Source organism: Microvirga tunisiensis (assembly GCF_009296175.1).
Lineage (GTDB): Bacteria > Pseudomonadota > Alphaproteobacteria > Rhizobiales > Beijerinckiaceae > Microvirga > Microvirga tunisiensis.
In genome coordinates this window covers 53,096-72,483 of record NZ_VOSK01000001.1, presented here as the reverse complement: position 1 = coordinate 72,483, position 19,388 = coordinate 53,096, and the positions used below count along the sequence as shown (strand labels likewise).

Here is a 19,388-nt window from a genome sequence, read left to right as displayed (position 1 = left end):
ACTATGAAGACCATTCTTACATGTGCAGTCACTGGGGGCGACGATGTAGCTTCCCGCTATCCGCAGTTGCCTGTCACACCTGAACAGATCGCCAATGCCGCGATCGACGCGGCCAAGGCCGGCGCTGCCATCGTTCACATTCATGTGCGCGATCCAGAAACCGGCAAACCGAGCATGGAGCTGAACCTCTATCGTGACGTGGTCGATCGTATCCGCTCATCATCGACCGATGTCGTGATCAACCTAACCACAGGCCCTGGGGCGCGCTTCGTGCCCGACACGGAGAAGACCAACGGCTTCGCTGCAGGCTCAAACGTGAGAACGCCAGCTGAACGTGTTCGCCACATCGTCGAGCTGAAGCCGGAGATTTGCAGCCTTGATATGGGCTCGCTGAACTTCGGAAGAGGCGCTTTGATCAATACGCCTACACAAATCGAGATCATTGCCGAAGGTGTCCGGCAGTCCGGTGCGCTGGCCGAGTTGGAGATTTTCGACACCGGCCATTTGGCCCTGGCTCTGAAAATGCAAGCTGACGGCAAGCTACCGGAAAAGTACTTTTTCCAGTTTGCGCTTGGTGTCCCGTGGGGCGCTCCGGCGTCGCCCGAAATGATCACCTACTTCAAGAACGCCGTCCCGGCGAATGCACTATGGGCAGCCTTCGGTGTGGGACGCCAAGAGTTTCCTGCAGTTGCTATGACCTATCTATCGGGCGGGCATATTCGCGTGGGAATGGAAGACAACCTCTTCCTCGAAAAGGGCAAGGAGGCGCAGAGCAACGCGCAGCTTGTTGAAAAGGCCGGTCAGATCGTACGTCTGCTGGGTGGCGAACTTGCCACGCCTGCTGAGGCGCGCGAAATTATGGGACTGCGGCAACAATGAGCCGTTTTCGCGCTGGCTGCCTGCAGCTCAATCCGACAGACGACATCGAGCGGAACCTGGCGGCGATCGAGCGGCTCGTGGCCGAGGCGACAGCCCAAGGCGCAGAGCTTGTCTGTCTGCCCGAGTATGCCAGCTTTCTGGTACGTTCGGCGAGGATCATGAAATCGTCGGCCTATCCAGAGGCAGAGCATCCTGTCCTTCAACAGTTGTCCGCGGCGGCCCGCCGGCATTCAATCTGGATTATGGCCGGAAGCATTCTGGTGCTTGATGGGATTGAAGACAGGCCGGTCAACCGCAGTTACCTAATCGGGCCGGATGGGCAGTCCGTAGCCTACTACGACAAGATTCACATGTTCGATGTCGTCCTCCCTGATGGGCGCGAACTGCGAGAATCCGCGCATTACTGTCCGGGCGCGAGTGCCCGTGTCGTGGAAACGCCGCTCGGCATTTTCGGTCTGTCGATCTGCTATGACCTGCGTTTTCCGCATCTCTATCGTGCTCTGGCCAAGGCAGGGGCCGAGGCCCTGTTTGTGCCAGCCGCCTTTACTGCTCAGACTGGACCTGCCCACTGGGAGGTGCTGCTACGGGCTCGTGCCATCGAGACAGGAGCTTATGTTCTGGCACCGGCAACCACCGGTGAGCATCCCGGTGACTGGCAGACTTATGGCCATGCCATGATCATCGACCCTTGGGGCCGCGTTCTAAGCTCCGCAGGTTCTGAGGCCAATACGGTTATTCTCGCCGATGTCGATCTCGCCGAGGTTGCCAAGGCCAGATCCCGGATCCCCTCGCTCACGTCCAACCCGGATTTTCGGCTGGACGTCGTCAACTCCAAACTCAAGAAGGAGACAGCAGCATGAGTGACAATCTTGTAAATCCGCCCGAACTGCAGTCGCGCTTTGTCGACGTCCCAAATATGCCCTGGGTTGAGACGGATTTCCCAGGCATCGAGATGAAGATGCTCTACAAGGACGAACAGGGCCGCTCGACAATCATGTTCAGGATGGCACCCGGCGCAGTTGTTCCTGCCCACGAGCACACCGACTTCGAGCAGACATTTATGCTGGAAGGCAGTCTCGAAGACGACGAGGGCAAATGCACTGCTGGCACCTACGTCTGGCGACCAGCTGGCAACAAGCACATTGCACGCTCGCCGGATGGAGCGGTGTTCCTCTCAATCTTCACCCGCCCGAACCGCTTCTTTGAAGGGGCGAAATTCTTCACTGAGGACGGGAAAGAATAACCGTCCGGCCTAGCCCCAGTCTCCCTACCAGTAGCGCCGGCGCCTCCGCGCCGGCGCTATGCTTGCGCGTTGTCTCGCACTGTGAGATACTGGTACAAATTTCCCACGATATTGTCTTTCGGTGCCTAATGGTCAGTTCGCTCGCTTCGAATAAGAAAAAATTGCCTCCCTCCCCAAGGATTGTGAAAACGCAGCCTTCCCCACGGAAGGAGAGCAGTTCCACGAAAATGCTCAGCATTCTCGACCTGTTTACTGCTGAAAAACCTGTTTGGGCGACGAACGATTTGATTGAAGCTCTAGAGACCTCTCGCTCGACCGGATACCGCTATATCAAGCACATGCAGGAATTTGGTCTGCTCAGCGCCGTTGGCAACGGCTTCTACGTGCTAGGCCCCCGGATCATTGAAATGGACCTGCAGATCCGCAATTGCGACCCTCTAACGATCGCGAGCAGGGGCGTTTTGGAGCAATTGGTAGACACAACCGGCCATTCGGCGCTGTTGTGCACAGTATACAGCAACTCGGTCCTTTGTGTCGCCACGCATCTAGCCCCGTTGAGCCCTGAGAACTTGTTCAGCCGGGGTCAGCGCCGCCCACTGTTCCGCGGCGCCGTTTCCAAGGTCATTCTAGCGCACATCCCTTTCCACCGGCTGAAAAGCATCTATACGCGCAATGCTGAGGTTATCCGTGAGGTCGACCTGGGCGACAGTTGGGATGCGTTCCGCAGCAACCTAAACAAAATCCGCAAGGCGGGCTACGCGATTACCTACGGCGAGTTCAACCCGAACATCGTCGGCGTCGCCTCGCCAATCTTCAATGCGGAAGACGGTATTCTTGGTAGTGTGGGTGTAGCTTGGCACAAGGGTGATGTACCCGAAAGCGAATGTGGCAAGATCGCCCTAGCCGTCAAGCGAGCCGCGCGCGAGATCACCCAACGGGTCTCGCAGACCATGAACGGCATGGCACTACCGCCGCGTGCTGTCGGTCAAGCCTAACTACTAAGGCAATTGCCTGAATCACAAGCGTTGTGTTCGAACGATGACTCTGCGTCGTTTGAGGGTAAGTTAGCCGGCGCAGAACTGGTCGGATTCTGTGGATATGGACAAACCGGTGACAGTGTCGGGAAGCCGCTGCTCGTGAAATGGTTGGGAAAACTGAGGTGTGATCCACATTCGGGGCTCGGGCGGGTAGTGCAATCTTGGATCCTCTTCGGCGCCCCGGCGGCATTGTAATGCTACGTTATCTACTGTAACTGTTCTGCGGTTTAAGGTTCGGGGTTTAGTTCCGCCCGGAAGTTACTGTATAGCACTTCGGACCAGCCCCCGACGATCTTCGCAAACGCTTGCTTCACGCCCACTCGCCCTTTACGGATGGCCCACTCGTGTTTGCAAGATATGAGAGATCTAAAGAGGGTTAAGGTGGGTAGATCTGCCTTGTCGCAGGGCGAGCGCAGGCGCGGCCCCGCTATCCAAAGCCGAAGGCATGTAATCACACAGCTGGTCGACGACAATAGCGCGCCCGGAATTGGGTAACGGTTCGTAACGGGATGTGGTTGTGGACCAAAAAGTTAGAGGCGATGCCTTGGCTTTGGCCAAACCGCCATTGCACTGTCCACCGCACCCTTTATTGAAGCCGGCCGTCCTTGCCGCCCCATACCTAAGCATTACTGATTTCTCAGGCGCAGTCGTCTTGCGACTGTGGGATTCAACTCGCCAAGTTCCGTAAGAGGGATAGGGATCCAATCTATCTCACTACATCCTCTCGCTTAAAAGGAAGGATGATTGAGAAAGATATTTGACAAAATCCTGCAATATGCGACAAGATGCAACCAAATCGGATGGCATGTTAATGTATTTGCAAGCGATCATTGGTCTTGGCAAGGCTCTGCACGGTGGCGCCATTCCGGCGCCCCTAGGGGCCGAGGCACGCAACATGGTGTTGAATGCCCTCGGCTGCATGGTCGGCGGATCGGCACACGAGCTGTCAACCCGCGCCTTTGCGGCGCTGTCGCCCAGTTTCGGCAGCGGTCGCAGCACGTTGATCGGACGCGGCAGCACTTGCGATGCCATTAACGCGACCATGATGAATGCTCTGGCTGGCGCGGCCTATTCATACGACGACACATTCTCCGAAGCGTTGTTGCACCCTGTAGGGCCCGTTTTTGCAGCGACAGCGGCCTTGGCCGAGCAAACGGGCGCCAAGGGATCACAAGTCCTCGGGGCGTTGCTGGCTGGCGTTGAGTTCGCCTGCCGCCTGACAGCTTCAATTGCGCTGCCACCGGCCAGGTGCGATCTGGCCTGGTCGCAAACCGGGATCGCCTGCGGTGCTGGTGCTGCACTGTCGTCGGGGCTGCTGCTGAATCTCAGCGAACAGCAACTCGAATCCGCGATTGCTCTCGCACTTGCCGAGGCATCAGGCACACGCGCAACGCACGGCACAATGGCTGCTTCCTTTATCTTCGCGTCAGCTGCCGCTAGTGGTACCCGCTCGGCATTGCTCGCGGCGCAGGATTTTACAGCACCGTCCGAAATGCTTTCGCGCTCATTCGGCTTCTGGGAAACCTTTTCTGAAGAGCCTGCACCCGGACAATTCCTCGACGGTCTCGGGGAAGATTTCCTGCTGATGCGGAACCGGTATAAGCCCTATCCCTGCGGGGTTGTAATTTTTCCGGCGCTTGACGCCGCGCTGTCACTGTGTGGACAAGTGCCCCACGCAGGCGCCATCCAGCAAGTCGTCGTCACCGTCTCAGCGAAAGCCGCGAGCCTTGGCGACAGGCCAGTGCCGCGGAATGGGGTTGAGGCCAAGTTCAGCCTTCAGCACTGGGTTGCCGCTGCCTTAGTGCGTGGCCAAGCCACCATGGAAGAGATTTCCGCAGCTTCGGTTGCAAATGCCGAAATACGGGATGTCCGCCAAAAGATTCTCCTGCGAAAGAATCCTGATCTGCCGACATCGGCAGCGGAGCTGACGGTAACTCTGCAGGATGGCAGCGATCACCATGTCAGCGTTACCGATTATTCGGGCAGCGAAACCCATCCGATGACTCGTGAACGCCTGGAACAGAAATTCGCAGGCCTGACTCATCCCTTGCTAGGTTCTGACAGAGCTGATCGACTCCTTCGGCTTTGCAATGGGATCGAAGAGGCGGCCGATCTGGCTGCGCTAATGGCGGAATCGGCTCCGCCTGGTATGTAATTGGAGTGCTGAATGGACTTGGAACTTCAGGGGAAAAGGGCGCTGGTGACCGGTGCCTCGCGCGGGCTCGGAGCAGCCATTGCACGCATGCTAGCCAGCGAGGGCTGCAGCGTGGTTCTCACCTCGCGTGATCTTCAAGGCCTTGAAAGTGTCAAGGCCGATATCAACGCCGCCTACCCGTCGGTCGAAGTTGAGGTAATCGCCCGCGATATACGCGACGATGGAGTAAACGAGCAGATTGCTGCGGCCGCGGGCGCGATTGACATACTGATCAACAATGCCGGCGACGTGCCGCACGGCTCGCTTCTGGAAATCGATGAGCCGCAATGGCGCCACGCATGGGATCTTAAGATCTTCGGGTACATCAACCTTTCGCGAACAATCTACGGCCTCATGATAGCGCGAGGGCAGGGGGTCATTATCAATATTATTGGCAACACGGCGGAAAAGCCGCGCGGCCACCAGATCGCTGTAGCGACGGGCAACGCAGCCCTGGCCGCCTTCACACGCGCGCTGGGAACCGAAAGCGTCAGCTATGGTATCCGCGTCGTCGGCGTGAACCCAGGCGCAACGGAGACTGATCGCCAGACCACGCGTTGGCGGGAGCGCGCACAGGCGCAACTAGGCGACCCCGAGCGGTGGAAAGAGCTCACGACACACTACCCCTTTGGTCGGTTGGCAAGGCCCGAGGAAATCGCCTCGGTCGTCACGTTCCTTGCCTCACCGCGTGCCGGCTATGTTTCCGGCGCGGTCCTAAGTGTCGATGGTGGAGGGGTATGAACGCCAACGGATTTCTTGTGTGCTTCGCCCAGCAAAGAGCACGCAGACGGAGCTGATACAATGGTATCGCAAGTCCACAATTTAGAAAGGCCTCCTGCAACTCACTGGGATGAGGAAGTTGACGTTCTGGTGTTCGGGAGCGGGGCAGGAGGGCTTAGCGCAGCGCTCTACGCAGAGATCGCTGGGCTAGAATCGCTGTTATGTGAGAAGGATGCGCAGCTTGGCGGCACAACGGCCTCTTCGGGTGGAATTGTGTGGGCGCCGCTGTCCCGCCATGCCCGACAGGCCGGCATCAAAGACAGCGCTGAACAGGTGCGCCTCTATCTCGAAACCCAGTTCGGCAATACCAACAACCCCGAGCTGACGAACTCATTCATCGAAAGTGCGGCTGCTGCGATCGACACGCTGGAAGAGAACAGCGACGTGAAATTCAACCTTGCGCCGTGGCCAGATTACTATCCCGACGCCAAGGGCGGTATCAACAAGGGTCGAACTCTCGAAGCGCAGCGGTTTGATGGCCGGCAGCTTGGCAGGGATTTCCGCCTCGTGCGCGCGCCACTGAAGCCGTTGATGCTGTTCGGCGGTATGCAGGTCGACAAGCGCAAGGTCGATGATTTCTTGAACCCCTTTGGAAGCCCGTCGACCTTTCTGCGCGTGCTGAAGACCTTCTGGCGCTACGGCATGGACCGAATGAGGTACCGGCGTGGCACCGAACTCTGCGCTGGCAATGCCCTTGTGGCTGCATTTCTATACAGCCTGAAGAAGCGCAATGCGGCTATCTGGACAAATGCCTCGTTGGTACGGCTGATCACCGACGACGGTGTCGTCGGGGCGGAGGTTCAAACTGACAGCGGGCTGAGGCGTGTGCGCGCCCGGCGCGGCATCGTTCTAGCTACGGGGGGCTTTCCCCATAGCAGGGAAATGCGTGCGCGCTATTCCAAAGACTTCCCCCATGAATTTACTTTCGGTTACGAGGGCAATGTGGGTGATGGCATCCAATCGGCGCTGGCGGTCGGTGCAAGCATGGACAGCAGCTTGAAAAGCTCGGGTTACTGGCAACCTAGCTCGGCACGACTCATGCCCGACGGCCGGAAGATCGGAGTTTTGTATGGCTACCTCGACAGAGGGCGGCCGGGCATCATCGCTGTCGACCGCCACGGCAAGCGATTCGTCAATGAATCGAACTCTTATCACCATGTCGGCGTGTCACTGTTCGATGCGGGCCTGCGCGAGGGCAATTACTTCCATTTCGTATGTGACCGCGACTTTGTCTGGTATCACGGACTCGGCATGATCCGTCCGTTCCGCTGGAGCCTCAATCGCTATATCAAGGACGGATACATCACCATAGCCCCCACTCTGGAGGACCTTGCCGCAAAGATTGGCGTCGACCCGGGGGGGCTTGTCGATACCGTTTCCCGCCATAACCAATTCGCGGAAACGGGCGTCGATTTGGACTTCGGCAAGGGCAGCACCGCATACAACCGGCTTTTTGCTCATCCAAGAGCCAAGCCGAACGGGAACCTGGCCCCCATTCGCAAGCGGCCTTTCATCGTCCTCCGTATTTATCCGGGAACTCTGGGCACCGCTGTAGGCATCAAGGCGAATGGAAACGGTCAGGTCCTGGACAAGGCAGGCAACGTGATCCGCGGTCTTTATGCCTGCGGCAATGACATGGCCTCGGTCATGCGCGGGGCTTATCCGGCCGGCGGCATCACCTTGGGACCCGCCATCACCTTCGCCTATCGCGCCGTACAGCACATGGCAAAGGTCACAAGCTTGCAGGCGGAGCGGTTGGCGAGCAAATGATAAATTTCGTCACCCAAAGCTCCAATACGGTCGGACAAGAACGATCAAATCTTGGGCATCATCCTGACGCTCGTGCCGGGACCGGCCCAGATCGTTCCGGAGGCCAAGAAACTTCCAGCCACCGCAGGTGCCACCGCGCGCAGGCTGCCAGAGCTCGTGCAGCACACGCTCAGCAAGGACGCGAATGCTACCGGAAGCGGCCCAGCGCTGATGCCGTGGTAACTTCGCCAATCAACGCAGGATATCGGCCCCGAGACGGCCGACCGCAAGACGAAGTGCACTTGCAATCGGAGAGCGGTTTGTCGTGTCGTGTGGCTCGTCACGGAAGACTGGGAAAGTCAATGGATTGAAGAGGCGGGAGGCGATCGATCATGAAGGAAGTATCAGCCGTGGCGATAACTCTGGCCAAGCCCGGGTTTGAAGACAAGGTAGGAATTGCACTGGAGGCGTTGATTGCGCCGACACGCCAGGAAAAGGGGATGCTCCAGTACGAAATGCACCGCGATCCGAAAAATCCGCGGAGCTTCGTTTTCATTGAACGCTGGGAGGACGAGGAAGACTTCAGGGTCCATTGTGGTTCACGTCATGTTGAAGCGTACCTAAAGCAGACTGATGGCTGGATCGAGCACAGCGTCCTCTACACGCTTGAGAAAGTCGCTTGAGGTATTCCCTATGACCTCCGGGATAGCATTGCGAGAACCGGAATGAGTGCTGGCGCGTTTTCGTTCCCGCATGCCCAAAATCGTGCCCGTGCACTCGGTGAAATCCATGCACGCCCATATGTACTCGTGCCTTCGCCCCGCGTGATCTTCCAACTGGCTTTTATGCTTGACGGTGGCTCAGGTGTCGACCACGCAGTCATGGCAAAGCTGTCTCAGCAGCTCGGGATTTCACCGCCAGGCCGTGATGCTCATCATCATGCGTTGCCGTGGGGTCCTGGCACGCTCCGTTGGGAACAGCATACAGAATTCTCCACATGGTTTTGGGATGGGCCACTGCCAGAGAAGTTCAACGGTGAAGTGACCGCGCATCCATTTGGCAATGGCTTTCAGCCGCCCGGACCATTGATCTCGGGCGTCCGCCTCGAGATACGACCAGATGGGCCGAGCACGGAAAGCGCAATTGGACTCTTCGATCCAACAAGCCTCTGCCATAGCAAAGTCATGAATGGCCAAGCAGAAATTTATACTGACTTCCGCCAGAATGGCGATGGGCTTACCCAAATCTTGGTGGTTGATCGGGGAATGACTCGGACCGGGACTGGTGCGCTGGTCCAGCGTCTCCTCGATATTGAGACCTACCGGACGCTTGCGATGCTCGGCTTGCCACTGGCTCAAACACTATCACCGGAAATACGCCGTATCGAGGATGGACTGACCCGCATTACTCAGCGAATGAAAGAAGAGACGCGCAATGATGCTGATGACGTCCTCTCTGAGATTACACAGTTGGCGGCCGATCTCGAGGCGAATGCTGTCCTATCTCTTTATCGTTTTGGGGCGTCGCGCGCCTATTATGAGATCGTTCAGGAGCGCATCAAAGCACTCGGCGAGGTTGCTGTGACCAGTTTTGAAACGCTTGGAATGTTCCTTGAGCGACGCCTCGCTCCTGCCATGCGGACCTGCCAGGCAGTTGAGGAGCGCCAAGCGAAGTTGTCACGAAAGCTTACCCGTGCCAATGCCCTGGTTCGGAGCTGGATCGATGTTGAGTTAGAGCGGCAGAATGCTGCCTTGCTCGCGGCGATGAATCGCCGTGCTGAACTACAGCTCCGGCTCCAGCAAACTGTTGAAGGCCTTTCGGTCATAGCGATAAGCTATTACCTCGTCGGCTTATTCAGTTATTTGATCAAGGCGATTGGCCACGATCCGCCGATTGACGCATCAATAATGATTGGCCTTTTTGTGCCGATCGCCGTGCTTCTCGTTTGGATTACAATGCGTCGAATCCGCAAAAACCATGCGACTGCCGATGTGCAGTCAAGTCGAACACGGCTGCTCAAGAGCAGCTGACAGTGCACGGTTACGGTATCGACGATGCGCCGTAACGGATTGGTCTGCCGCCGTCCCGCTGGATGGCTGCGGGGGACGAGGGGCTCAAGCAGCGCCCATCAAGCACACCTATCACGCTAGGGAGGAGATAATGAAGACATCGCTCATGGCCGGATTAGTCGCTGGGATTTCCCTTAGCACTTTTACCCAAGCATTCGGGCAGGAGGTTAGGGACGGGTTTTATTGGCTGGATCGGCTTAATAGGGCATCGCTTGTAATGCTGAGCGAGCAAAAAATCCTGTCTGGAGAACAGACAAACAACATCGCAAAGGCGCTTGATCAGCTCTACGAAGAAGGCAAAAACCCGGGTTCAAGCGCACAACAAGCTATTCCTCGGTTGAGCCGTTTCTCATCAGAGTTGGTGGTCCAGAAGTATCGAGGCTTCATACTGGCCGAAGCACTTGGGATGTTGGCTCCGTCAATCGGCGTATGCTGCAGCGTGAGTCCGTGGCGGACGTATATAGCGCGTTGACTGAAGCCAGGCAGTCTCTGCTGGACTTCGCACAAAAATATCCGAACGATATTATTCCCGCCTATACTGGTGGTGTCCAGGCTCAGCCAACTTCTTTAGGTCACTTTCTGACTGCCTATGCCGAAGTTTATGGACGCCATGCCAATGCGCTAGAGGAGGCCTATGGAAGCTTAAATCTGTCTCCTTTCGGTGCTGCCGCATTGGGGACCTCCAGCTATCCTATCAATCGCCAACGCCTTTCCGATCTCCTCGGCTTTGATCGGCCAATTCATAACTCGTACGACGCTGTTCTGTTGTCAGCCCCTGAAATAAATATGCGTCTCACCGGGGCGATGGCTGGTATTGCGATCACGACTAACCAGCTCGTCGAAGATCTTGGCAATCAATACTACTTGACTCGACCGTGGCTGACTATTCCGCCGAATCTGACTGGCGGCAGCACAATCATGCCCCAGAAGCTGAATCCGAACGGTGTCAATGATACTCGTAACGATGTTACGGCTATCTTTGGTTCAGCAGCCGCTTACATGTTCGAGGCGCACAATTTCGAAAGCGGATACTTCGGAGGCGGAGGTGGCGGTGATGGCGGCGAATCCGTTGATAATGCTTTGCGCCTTGCAGCCAAGAGCCTCCGGCAGATCGCGGCTATGTTTAGCACTTTCGAGTTTCACAAAGATCGTGCGATGGAATTGGTGCTGAACGACTACGCTACCGCAACGGAGCTTGCGAATACTCTGCAGCGTGTAGGAAACATTCCGTTTCGAGACGCTCATCACGTGGCTGCCGGTGTTGTCCAATTTGGACGCACTAAAGGACTGCGCGCAAGTGAAATTCAGTTCTCTGATTTTGAGAAAGTGTTTGAGGAAGTTGCGGAGCAACACCATATGCAACAAAAGAGGTCAGGTCTGACCGAACAACAATTCAAGCGCGCACTAACACCATCCAACATGGTTGAGTCTGCAGTCGGACTTGGGGGGCCCCAGCCAAGCTCCGTCACAGCCATGATTGAAGAGAACGCAAAATCTGTCGAGGACGATAAGGCATGGTTGAGCAAGGCTCGCTCGAAACTTGATGCCGCGTCGAAAGAACTTGATGAGGCATTTGCGAAGTTGTGAACGCGTCCCTCCACTTGCGTTCCATCAACCACGTAAGTCTACACCCGATCTGCGAGCTGATGTCTAGGAGCCCGTCCCGAAAAGGGTTGAGTGGCCGAGATCCCTATGATTCCAGGAGGTGCTGAAGCCTGACCTGGAACCGCAATGTGGACCCCGACCACCCGGCGGCAGTATAGCCGCGACGGCTTGTGATACGAAACCGATGTGACCGATGCCGAATGGGCGCTGATCGCGCCGCTCCTGCCCGAGCCCCCGCTCGAGGACGCCCCTGGCGCTGGTCCACCCGGGAAATCCTGAACGCGATCTTCTAAGTGCTGCGTGGCAGCATTGTCTGGCTGGCGGCTGTTGCCCTCTGATCTGCCGCCCAACAGCACCGTCTTCCGGCGGCTCAGCCTGTGGCGCGACACCGGCCTGGTCGAGACCATCACCCACCTGCTGGTCATGGCGGATCGCGAACGGGTCAGGCGGGAGGCCTCGCCCACCGTCGGCCTCGCTGGTGCGCGGGCGGAGAGCATCATTGATAGACCGCCATGTGCCCTTCTGGCGCCATCGGCGGAAATGATCGTTTAGGCTCTGCAAAGGCGGAAGCTCGTGCGGCAGCAGACGCCAGGGCTCGCCACCGCCCGGGATGTAGAGGATGGCGTTCAGCACCAGCCGCAGATCGTGTTGCGCGGGTGCCCGCGGCGGGTTGTGGGGGCCGCCAGGAGAGGCGCCAGGATCGCCCACTCCGCCTCGCTCAGGTCGCCGAGGGCTGTCATGCCCCTTCAGATGGGCTCAACCCGGTTTCCCAGACACCCTCTAGCGGCTTTAGAAGGTCGTGGCCTCTTCTGGACTATGTTGCGCCACCTACGTGACGATGATCAGCACGTAGCTTTCCCTATTCGACGCGCCAGGGAGCGTTGCCCTGTCCACTCGGTCAAAGCCGCAGGTAGGAATCGCGCTCGGTTCTCCCAGGTTTCACCTGTCGTCATAATGGGGCCGGCGACAATGCCACCTTCGGTCAGCGCCCGAGCATCTCAACCGCCGGCAGCGAGGCGGAGCAACTCAGTAGCATCTTCAGCCTCTTCAAGGCTTTGCACAAGTTGCCGGATTCGTCTGACCTTCGCTGCCGGAAACGGCGTAGCAGCAGTCGCGACACAATCATCGAACTTGTCGACGATATCTTGCCAAGACATAGGTGCCTCGACACTGCCCGGGATCCCGGTTCCCACACGCTCGAACCTCCGACCATCACGCATGACAATCTCAACCCGCCCCGGCGGGAGCTCGAGCTTCCAATCCAGGGACCGGTCTTCGATTGGCACGACCTTTTGTGCCGCCGCCAAAACTTCTGGTGATCCGAGCGCCTCATCCGTGAAGTCCGCCAGCCTCATATCGCCCCTTACAGCCGCCACGGCAACGAGGAATGGCAGGCTGAACTTCGCGTCCACCAGTGTCTTCGGGGCACGCCGCACTTCGAGCGGCTCGCTCATGAGTTGATGATAATCGCCGACGAAGACTCGAATTTCGTCAATGTCGTCCGGACTCAGGTTATTTTCTTTCACGAGAGCCATGGTGGCATGAATATGACTGTGAGCAGTTCCAACTGCCGGCCAACGTTTATAAAGTGTTAGACCGCCGGTGAACTCTTCACCGAGGCCTGAAATGATCCTCTCCCGATCATATCGGCCACCGAAGTACAATGACAAGATTCCGTATCTTCCTTCGAAAAGTGTTGGTATACCGCTCAAGCCCCTTTCTGCCAGCAATGTCGCTAGTACCGCACCCTTAGCTGGAAAGCCTGCATAGATAGCTCTCAGATCACTTCCGGTCGCATTAATCATCTCTGTGGTCCCGCTCGATTGTAAACTAGCGATACCCAGAGCGTTCGCAATTTGGTTCGCCGGAAGGTTGAGAACCCTTCCTGCTGCAGCTGTCGCCGAAAACACGCCCATAACTGTTGTGAAGAACCAGTCTTTCTTCCAATCTATGTGCCGCCGAAGCCGATTGAAAAGATCCTGGCCGATGGCAACCGCCGTGATCATTTCCTTCCCGGATACCTGCCCCTTTCGCTCGGACACGGCGAAGACTGCTGGAATCAAGGTGCTGGATGCATGTTGACCCCACGGGGTTTGGTCGTCGTAGTCCAGGCTATGGGCCATCGCCCCATTTGCAAACGCAGCCATAACGGCGGGCACCTTCCCACCAAACGCCAGAATGGTGCTTTCTGGCCGTCCTCCGCTTTCTCGCGCAAGGTCAACCGCAACACGAGAGGCAGGTTCCATACCGCTTGCGGCCAGGATTACACCGAGAGTGTCAAGGATGCTGCGCTTTGCTCCCTCAATCGCGTCTTCTGGGAGTTTCTTGTAGGAAGCATTCGCGGCAAAGTCAGCGAACACGTAGCATAAGTCTTGATCCGCGGGCATAACCACCCCTCATATAGAATGCATGTTAACCGAACGGTGATGCACTCATTCGCAGCGCAACTCTCGTTTAAGCCCGAGGATCGCGTCGATGCTCCATAAGAGCAGGAATGCTAACGTTCAGCGGCCGCTGAGATTCAACTCGGCTGCAAGTGGAATTCCATCGAAGATGGATCGGGTTGGGACATACTCCAATCCGATCGAGCCTGAGTAGCTGATCGCATGCAGCGTTTTGAACAGAAGGTCAAAGTCAATCGAGGCGGTACCCGGCTCATGACGGCCTGGATAGTCTGCCAGCTGTATATGGGCAATCTTGTCTGCGTGCTCGACAAGGAACGCGATGGGGTCCTCGTTGTTCACATGGGCATGGTACACGTCTAATATAATTCCCACATGATGTCTGTTGATCTTCTCCATCGCCCGAATGACAAGCCCGAGATGGTCGATGAAGTATCCGCTAAAGTCCTTTGAGTTCACTGCTTCGATCACGACGCTTAGACCTTCAGCCTGCAAGCGGTCATGTGCATCTGCGACCCTCTCGCAATAGGTCTCGAATGCGAGCTCTTCAGACACCCCAGGAGCTCTTGGCCCGGCGAACACGTGGACTTGGTGGCAATCAATCGCCTTCGCGTACTCGATCACAGTGTCGATGGAGCGGTCGAATTGTGATTTCAAGGCCGGAGTCAGTGAGAAGCCAGGCTCACCGTTCTTGTAGTCGCAGGCGGGAGCACCAATGGAAATCTGCCGCAAGCCATTATCATTGAGCAAGCGAGCGTACTTCTTGGCGTCTAGCTCATATGGGAAGGGGAACTCAACCGCATTGAAGCCGAGCTTGCGTGCGGCGCTGAACCGCTCTTCAAGCGGAAGCGTTCCCAAAATATAGCTGAGGTGAACGGATGTGAGCATGATGGATCCATAAAGCTACTCGGGCCCGCACGCCAGGGTGCGGAAATACTGGCCTTTGACTACAGTGGCAATGCTCTTATCACCGCCTCAGACGCGCGCTGTACTTTGCAAAACGGTTCTCGTAACAAAGTACGCGTCGAGGCTGCTAGGGCCTCCTTCTCTTCCGATTCCACTGTCCTTGACTCCACCGAAGGGGGTATCCGCATCCGGAGTACCGAAGTGATTAATCGCCAGAACTCCACACTCCAGATTGCGTGAAATCCGCTCTGCATCGTGAAGCGAGTTCGTAAAGGCATATGCCGCGAGACCTACTGAGAGACTGTTGGCAACCGACAGCGCCGCATCGAGGTCGGGCACCGAGACGCAAGCCGCAATCGGGCCGAACGGCTCCACTGTCATCGCGTCGGCGTCAAGAGGAACTTCCGCCAGAACGGTCGGCGCGAAGAAGTAACCTCGATTCCCGATGCGTTGGCCTCCCGCCGCGACGCGAGCGCCACGTTGCTTGGCGTCGTCTACCATTGACTGGGCAGCGGCAAGCCTGCGCGCATTCGCGACCGGCCCCATCTGTACATCCGGCGCAAAACCATCGCCGACCTTGAGCGAGTTGAAGACTTCCGCGAAGGAGCCAACGAAATCATCGTAGGAGGCCTCATGGATGATGAATCGCGAGGGAGACGCGCAGATCTGTCCCGAGGCGCGTGCCTTCCCGACGGCGGCCAATCGGCCGATCTCTGCGGCGTTCACGCCGTCTCCGACGAGCACGGGGGCGTTGCCGCCGAGCTCCATAAGGACTGGCTTCATGGCTCTCGCCGCCAGTTCGGTCAGGTGCTTGCCGACACCTGTGGAGCCCGTGAATGTAACCAGGCGGGATATCGGCGATGCGATCAAAGTCGCCGAAATTTGGGCGGGATCGCCGAAAACAAGATTTAGTACGCCAGCGGGCAAGCCTGCATCTTCGAAACATTTGACGAGTGCGCAGGCCGTACCCGGTGTTTCTTCTGCTGCTTTCAGTATCACCGAACAGCCAGACGCCAATGCCGCACTGGTTTTACGAGCTGCCGAGCTCATAGGAACATTCCAGGGCGTGAAAGCGACAACTGGACCAATAGGTTGGCGCAGGATGAGTTTCTGCATCTGCGGCTCACCGGGAACGATCAGCCCGAACGTACGCAACGATTGCGCTGCATCCCATTCGTAGAAGTTGGCGCAGCGTTCGATCTCGGCTTGAGCGTCGGCGAGATGCTTGCCGTTCTCAAGAGTGAGGATTTTCGCGATATCATCTGTTCTCTCGCGGAGAAGCGCCACCCCCTTGAGGATGATCTTGACGCGTTCCTGCGGCGGCGTATCGCGCCACACGCGGAAACCTCGGTCTGCGGCGTTTAGCGCCCGAGCGAGATCCTCATCTGTCGCCTTCGGAACCGGCGCCAGAATATTCTCGGTACTTGGATTTTTGACTTCAATCCACGGGTCACGATCACAGATCCACTGGCCGTCAATGAAGAGGCCAATCTTGGGATATAGAGACCGCTCGCGATCTTCCAACGTGCGCAAGCTGACTTCGTTCATTTTCATCTCCACATTGTGCGTGCTAGCGGCCCTTATCGCCAGCGCTTACTTTGTTGCATGAGCGGCGGCGCGCTTGACTGCCGCCGCCTTGCTTGAGAATGCAGCGTTTATCGTTACGGGTTGGCCGCGTGCAGCGTCTTCCTTGATAAGGTCGGCAGCCTTCAGAGCGAGCATCATTGTCGGCGCGTTCGTGTTACCTGAGGTCATGTGAGGCATGATGGAGGCATCAACGACACGCAATCGTCCGATTCCGCGAACTCTCAGTCGCTCATCGACGACGGCCATCGGATCGTTGCCCATCTTGCAGGTTCCGACCTGGTGCGCGGCGGAGTTCCCGTGCTCAGCCATGTAATTCATAAGCTCTGCGTCGCTCTGGACGCGAGGACCCGGCACCAGTTCTTCGACCACACGCGATGCGATGGGCTTAGTCCCCATGATCTGCCTGATCTGTCTGATGCCGCTCATCATCGCCCTATTGTCTTCTTCGTTCGACAGGAAGTTAGGGGTGAACAAAGCATCTACAGAAGGGTCGGCGGACTGGAGAGTGACCGCCCCGGTCGTCCTTGGGCGAAGAATGAAAACAGAGACGCCCAGGCCTGGGAACGGATCCACATGGACCTTGCCGCTCTGATGGTAGGTGAACGTCATCGGACGGAAGCTGATTTGGAGATCGGCCATCTCTTCTTCCGGCCCACTCTTGACGAAGGCCGCTGCCTGGGAGGAGCCCAGCGCGAGATAGCCCTTCCCGGTCGTCAAATATCGGAAGCCCTCGAGATACTTCCGTAGACCGCTGATGCTCGTGTTGTAAGAACTGGACGGCGTGGCTTTGAAAGCCGTGTGAACGTAGAAATGGTCCTGCAAGTTTTCGCCCACGCCCGGCACGTTGAGAAGCACGCGAATTCCGTGTCGCTGCAATTCTGAAGCCGGACCGATACCCGACAGCATCATCAACTGCGGTGAGTTGAGCGAGCCAGCCGACAAAATGACTTCGCGATTAGCCTTGATCTGCTGGCTCACGCCGTTGACGAGAACTTCGATGCCCGTCGCTTCCTTACCTTCAAAAAGGATCTTCTGAACGCGTAGTTCTGTCTTGATCGTGAGATTGGACCGCCCGAGAGCCGGTTTGACGAACGCGACGTAAGCTGACTGTCGCTTACCGTTCTTGATGTTATGTTGGATGAATCCTACGCCGTCGTGCAGAGCTCCGTTCATGTCTTTTGTTTTGGGGATGCCGACTCTGGTCGCTGATTCAATGAAGTCATAGGAGCTTGGCATCTTAGCGACGGGATCACTGATCCAGAGCGGACCACCTGTCCCCCGGTACTCGTCTGCGCCGCCCTCGTAATGCTCCAACTTTTTGAAGTAAGGCAAAACATCGTCATAACCCCAACCTGGGTTACCCAAATCGCGCCAGCTATCAAAATCGTTCCGATGGCCACGTATATACACCATGCCATTGATCGAACTTGATCCACCGAGACCTTTGCCCCTTGGCCAGTACATCCTTCTGCCGCGCAGCAGTTCCATGGGCTCAGTGTAGTAGTTCCAATTCAAGCGCTTATTAAAGTAGAGCTTTGCCATGCCGGCGGGCGTGTTTACCCAAAATCGATCCGATGGTGGCCCAGCCTCGATCAGCAGGACTTTGTTGGCCGGATTCTCTGTGAGGCTGCCGGCGAGGACACAGCCAGCTGAACCCGCACCGATAATAATGTAGTCGTACGCTTCCATTGCGTATACGCCTCTCAATTCGAAGGGCCACCGAGCACGTGATAGCCTGAAGGATCGTCCCGCTGACGGCTTGGTATCACTTCGCGCCCTTCATCCTCGCCTGGACATCTAGCCCCGCTTGTTCGCCCATGAATTGGATGACGAACATGCTATCCTTGTCCAAATATCCGCTTTCGGCGGCCGCCTTCAGGGTCTCCAGGAGTCTCGGAGCGACCCAGAGTGGGACGCCGAGATCGCTTGCCTCGTCGATAAGAAGCGCTTCATCCTTGATGCTATTTCCAAGATGGCCGTTGAATTTGAAACTTCCTGAGAGGATCGCTGCCTTCATTTTGTCGGTGGTCGTGTAGTTACGGCCGGAACTAACATTGATCACTTCAAGGAGCGCATGAGGATCGAGGCCTGCCTTCAAGGCAAGAACAAAACCTTCGAACGCAGCGAGACGACCAGCCGCCGATAGGTTGTTATTGATGAGCTTGGCAATCTGCGCGACGCCGGGCTTCTCGCCCATGTAAAAAACGTTCTTTGCCATCACCGAAAGCCAGGGCTGCACTCGATCGAAGTGCTCGCGAGGGCCCGACGCCATCGTTGAAAGTGTGCCGGCGCGCGCACCCGGCGGTCCGCCACTGACTGGCGCATCAACAAACCCGATAGATTTTGGCAGTCCCTCGGCAATCTTTGTTGCCGTTTTCATGCCGATCGTGGCCGTGTCGACGTAGATCTTCACGGCCTGACCGTGCACCACACCATCTTCACCTAAGGCGACGTCAATACTTGCAGAGGTAGAGGGAAGGCAGGAGAACACAATATCACAAACATCGGCCACTTCCCTTGGCGACGCGGCAATGGATACGCCCGCCGCTTTGAAGGGCTCGAGGTTTGCTGGATTGAGATCGCATACTGTCAAGGTCACCTCGGCATCCGCGAAGCGTTCTGCGATCGCAGCTCCCATGCTGCTTAAGCCAATAAAACCAATCCGATCCTGAGACATTCCTATAGCCTTCTCCGCGAAGCGGACTGCCACGTTAGGCACACTGCGCAAGGGATCCAGACCCAGCCAACCTGTTCCTGGGACTGATTACCAGCGAAGCCAAGTCACCATACCTGCCATACAACTTCTACAAATAAATCCCACATTATGCAAGTTTTTATTGCCCGCTCGTGGGCTGGTTGCTCATGTCTTCCCTCTTTGGGCTATAAAAACAGAGCGGCCGTCGCTAGGCAGACCGCCTGACGGACTCGAGCGCGGTC

At 57.0% G+C, this 19,388-nt stretch carries 17 protein-coding genes and 2 pseudogenes; 13 read left to right on the top strand and 6 right to left on the bottom strand.

The window, feature by feature from the left end; genetic code table 11:
- Positions 1-3: 3 nt before the first annotated feature.
- From FS320_RS00285 to FS320_RS47510, 13 genes and pseudogenes are all read left to right on the top strand, one after another.
- Entirely contained in the window at positions 4-879 is an 876-nt protein-coding gene (locus tag FS320_RS00285) for a beta-keto acid cleavage family enzyme (protein WP_152708612.1), read from the top strand.
- Positions 876-1,739, top strand: a complete 864-nt coding sequence (locus FS320_RS00280) for a carbon-nitrogen hydrolase family protein (protein WP_152708611.1) — start codon at positions 876-878, stop codon at positions 1,737-1,739. The genes FS320_RS00285 and FS320_RS00280 overlap by 4 nt, the downstream gene beginning before the upstream one ends.
- Positions 1,736-2,122, top strand: a complete 387-nt coding sequence (locus FS320_RS00275) for a cupin domain-containing protein (protein WP_152708610.1) — start codon at positions 1,736-1,738, stop codon at positions 2,120-2,122. Before FS320_RS00280 ends, FS320_RS00275 begins: the two co-directional genes overlap by 4 nt.
- A 227-nt stretch (positions 2,123-2,349) precedes the next feature.
- Positions 2,350-3,117, top strand: coding sequence for an IclR family transcriptional regulator (locus tag FS320_RS00270; protein ID WP_162002718.1), 768 nt, complete (start codon positions 2,350-2,352; stop codon positions 3,115-3,117).
- 799 nt (positions 3,118-3,916) lie between these two features.
- Positions 3,917-5,314 (top strand): MmgE/PrpD family protein, encoded by a 1,398-nt coding sequence (locus FS320_RS00265; protein WP_152708608.1) that lies wholly within the window; start codon positions 3,917-3,919, stop codon positions 5,312-5,314.
- A 12-nt stretch (positions 5,315-5,326) separates the two neighbouring features.
- The gene (locus FS320_RS00260) at positions 5,327-6,094 is read left to right on the top strand and encodes a short-chain dehydrogenase/reductase (protein WP_152708607.1); all 768 of its coding nucleotides are present in this window, start codon (positions 5,327-5,329) and stop codon (positions 6,092-6,094) included.
- A gap of 60 nt (positions 6,095-6,154) precedes the next feature.
- Positions 6,155-7,903 carry an FAD-dependent oxidoreductase gene (locus tag FS320_RS00255; RefSeq protein ID WP_152708606.1) on the top strand — a complete coding sequence of 583 codons (1,749 nt, stop codon included), beginning with the start codon at positions 6,155-6,157 and terminating at the stop codon, positions 7,901-7,903.
- Positions 7,904-7,954: 51 nt separating this feature from the next.
- Positions 7,955-8,125: a hypothetical protein gene (locus FS320_RS45005; protein WP_153885274.1), complete on the top strand. Its 171-nt coding sequence runs from the start codon at positions 7,955-7,957 to the stop codon at positions 8,123-8,125.
- A 149-nt stretch (positions 8,126-8,274) separates the two neighbouring features.
- Complete coding sequence (locus tag FS320_RS00250; protein ID WP_152708605.1) at positions 8,275-8,565, top strand: putative quinol monooxygenase; 291 nt, start codon at positions 8,275-8,277, stop codon at positions 8,563-8,565.
- Between the two features lie 42 nt (positions 8,566-8,607).
- Entirely contained in the window at positions 8,608-9,912 is a 1,305-nt protein-coding gene (locus FS320_RS00245; protein ID WP_152708604.1) for a DUF3422 family protein, read from the top strand.
- Between the two features lie 130 nt (positions 9,913-10,042).
- Complete coding sequence (locus FS320_RS00235) at positions 10,043-10,423, top strand: hypothetical protein (protein WP_152708603.1); 381 nt, start codon at positions 10,043-10,045, stop codon at positions 10,421-10,423.
- Positions 10,381-11,538 carry a lyase family protein gene (locus FS320_RS00230; protein ID WP_192926240.1) on the top strand — a complete coding sequence of 386 codons (1,158 nt, stop codon included), beginning with the start codon at positions 10,381-10,383 and terminating at the stop codon, positions 11,536-11,538. The genes FS320_RS00235 and FS320_RS00230 overlap by 43 nt, the downstream gene beginning before the upstream one ends.
- A 204-nt stretch (positions 11,539-11,742) precedes the next feature.
- Positions 11,743-12,045: pseudogene (locus FS320_RS47510) on the top strand (transposase); the annotation flags it as partial.
- Between the two features lie 72 nt (positions 12,046-12,117).
- Here the strand turns inward: FS320_RS47510 and FS320_RS50580 are convergent.
- From FS320_RS50580 to FS320_RS00195, 6 genes and pseudogenes are all read right to left on the bottom strand, one after another.
- Positions 12,118-12,189 (bottom strand): annotated as a pseudogene (locus tag FS320_RS50580) (hypothetical protein); the annotation flags it as partial.
- Between the two features lie 365 nt (positions 12,190-12,554).
- Positions 12,555-13,943: an MmgE/PrpD family protein gene (locus FS320_RS00215; protein WP_152708601.1), complete on the bottom strand. Its 1,389-nt coding sequence runs from the start codon at positions 13,941-13,943 to the stop codon at positions 12,555-12,557.
- A gap of 117 nt (positions 13,944-14,060) precedes the next feature.
- Entirely contained in the window at positions 14,061-14,846 is a 786-nt protein-coding gene (locus FS320_RS00210; RefSeq protein ID WP_152708600.1) for a hydroxypyruvate isomerase family protein, read from the bottom strand.
- A gap of 87 nt (positions 14,847-14,933) precedes the next feature.
- Positions 14,934-16,412, bottom strand: coding sequence for an NAD-dependent succinate-semialdehyde dehydrogenase (locus tag FS320_RS00205; protein WP_152708599.1), 1,479 nt, complete (start codon positions 16,410-16,412; stop codon positions 14,934-14,936).
- Between the two features lie 45 nt (positions 16,413-16,457).
- The gene (locus FS320_RS00200) at positions 16,458-18,140 is read right to left on the bottom strand and encodes a GMC family oxidoreductase (RefSeq protein WP_152708598.1); all 1,683 of its coding nucleotides are present in this window, start codon (positions 18,138-18,140) and stop codon (positions 16,458-16,460) included.
- A 76-nt stretch (positions 18,141-18,216) separates the two neighbouring features.
- Positions 18,217-19,128: an NAD(P)-dependent oxidoreductase gene (locus tag FS320_RS00195; protein WP_152708597.1), complete on the bottom strand. Its 912-nt coding sequence runs from the start codon at positions 19,126-19,128 to the stop codon at positions 18,217-18,219.
- Between the last annotated feature and the right edge of the window lie 260 nt (positions 19,129-19,388).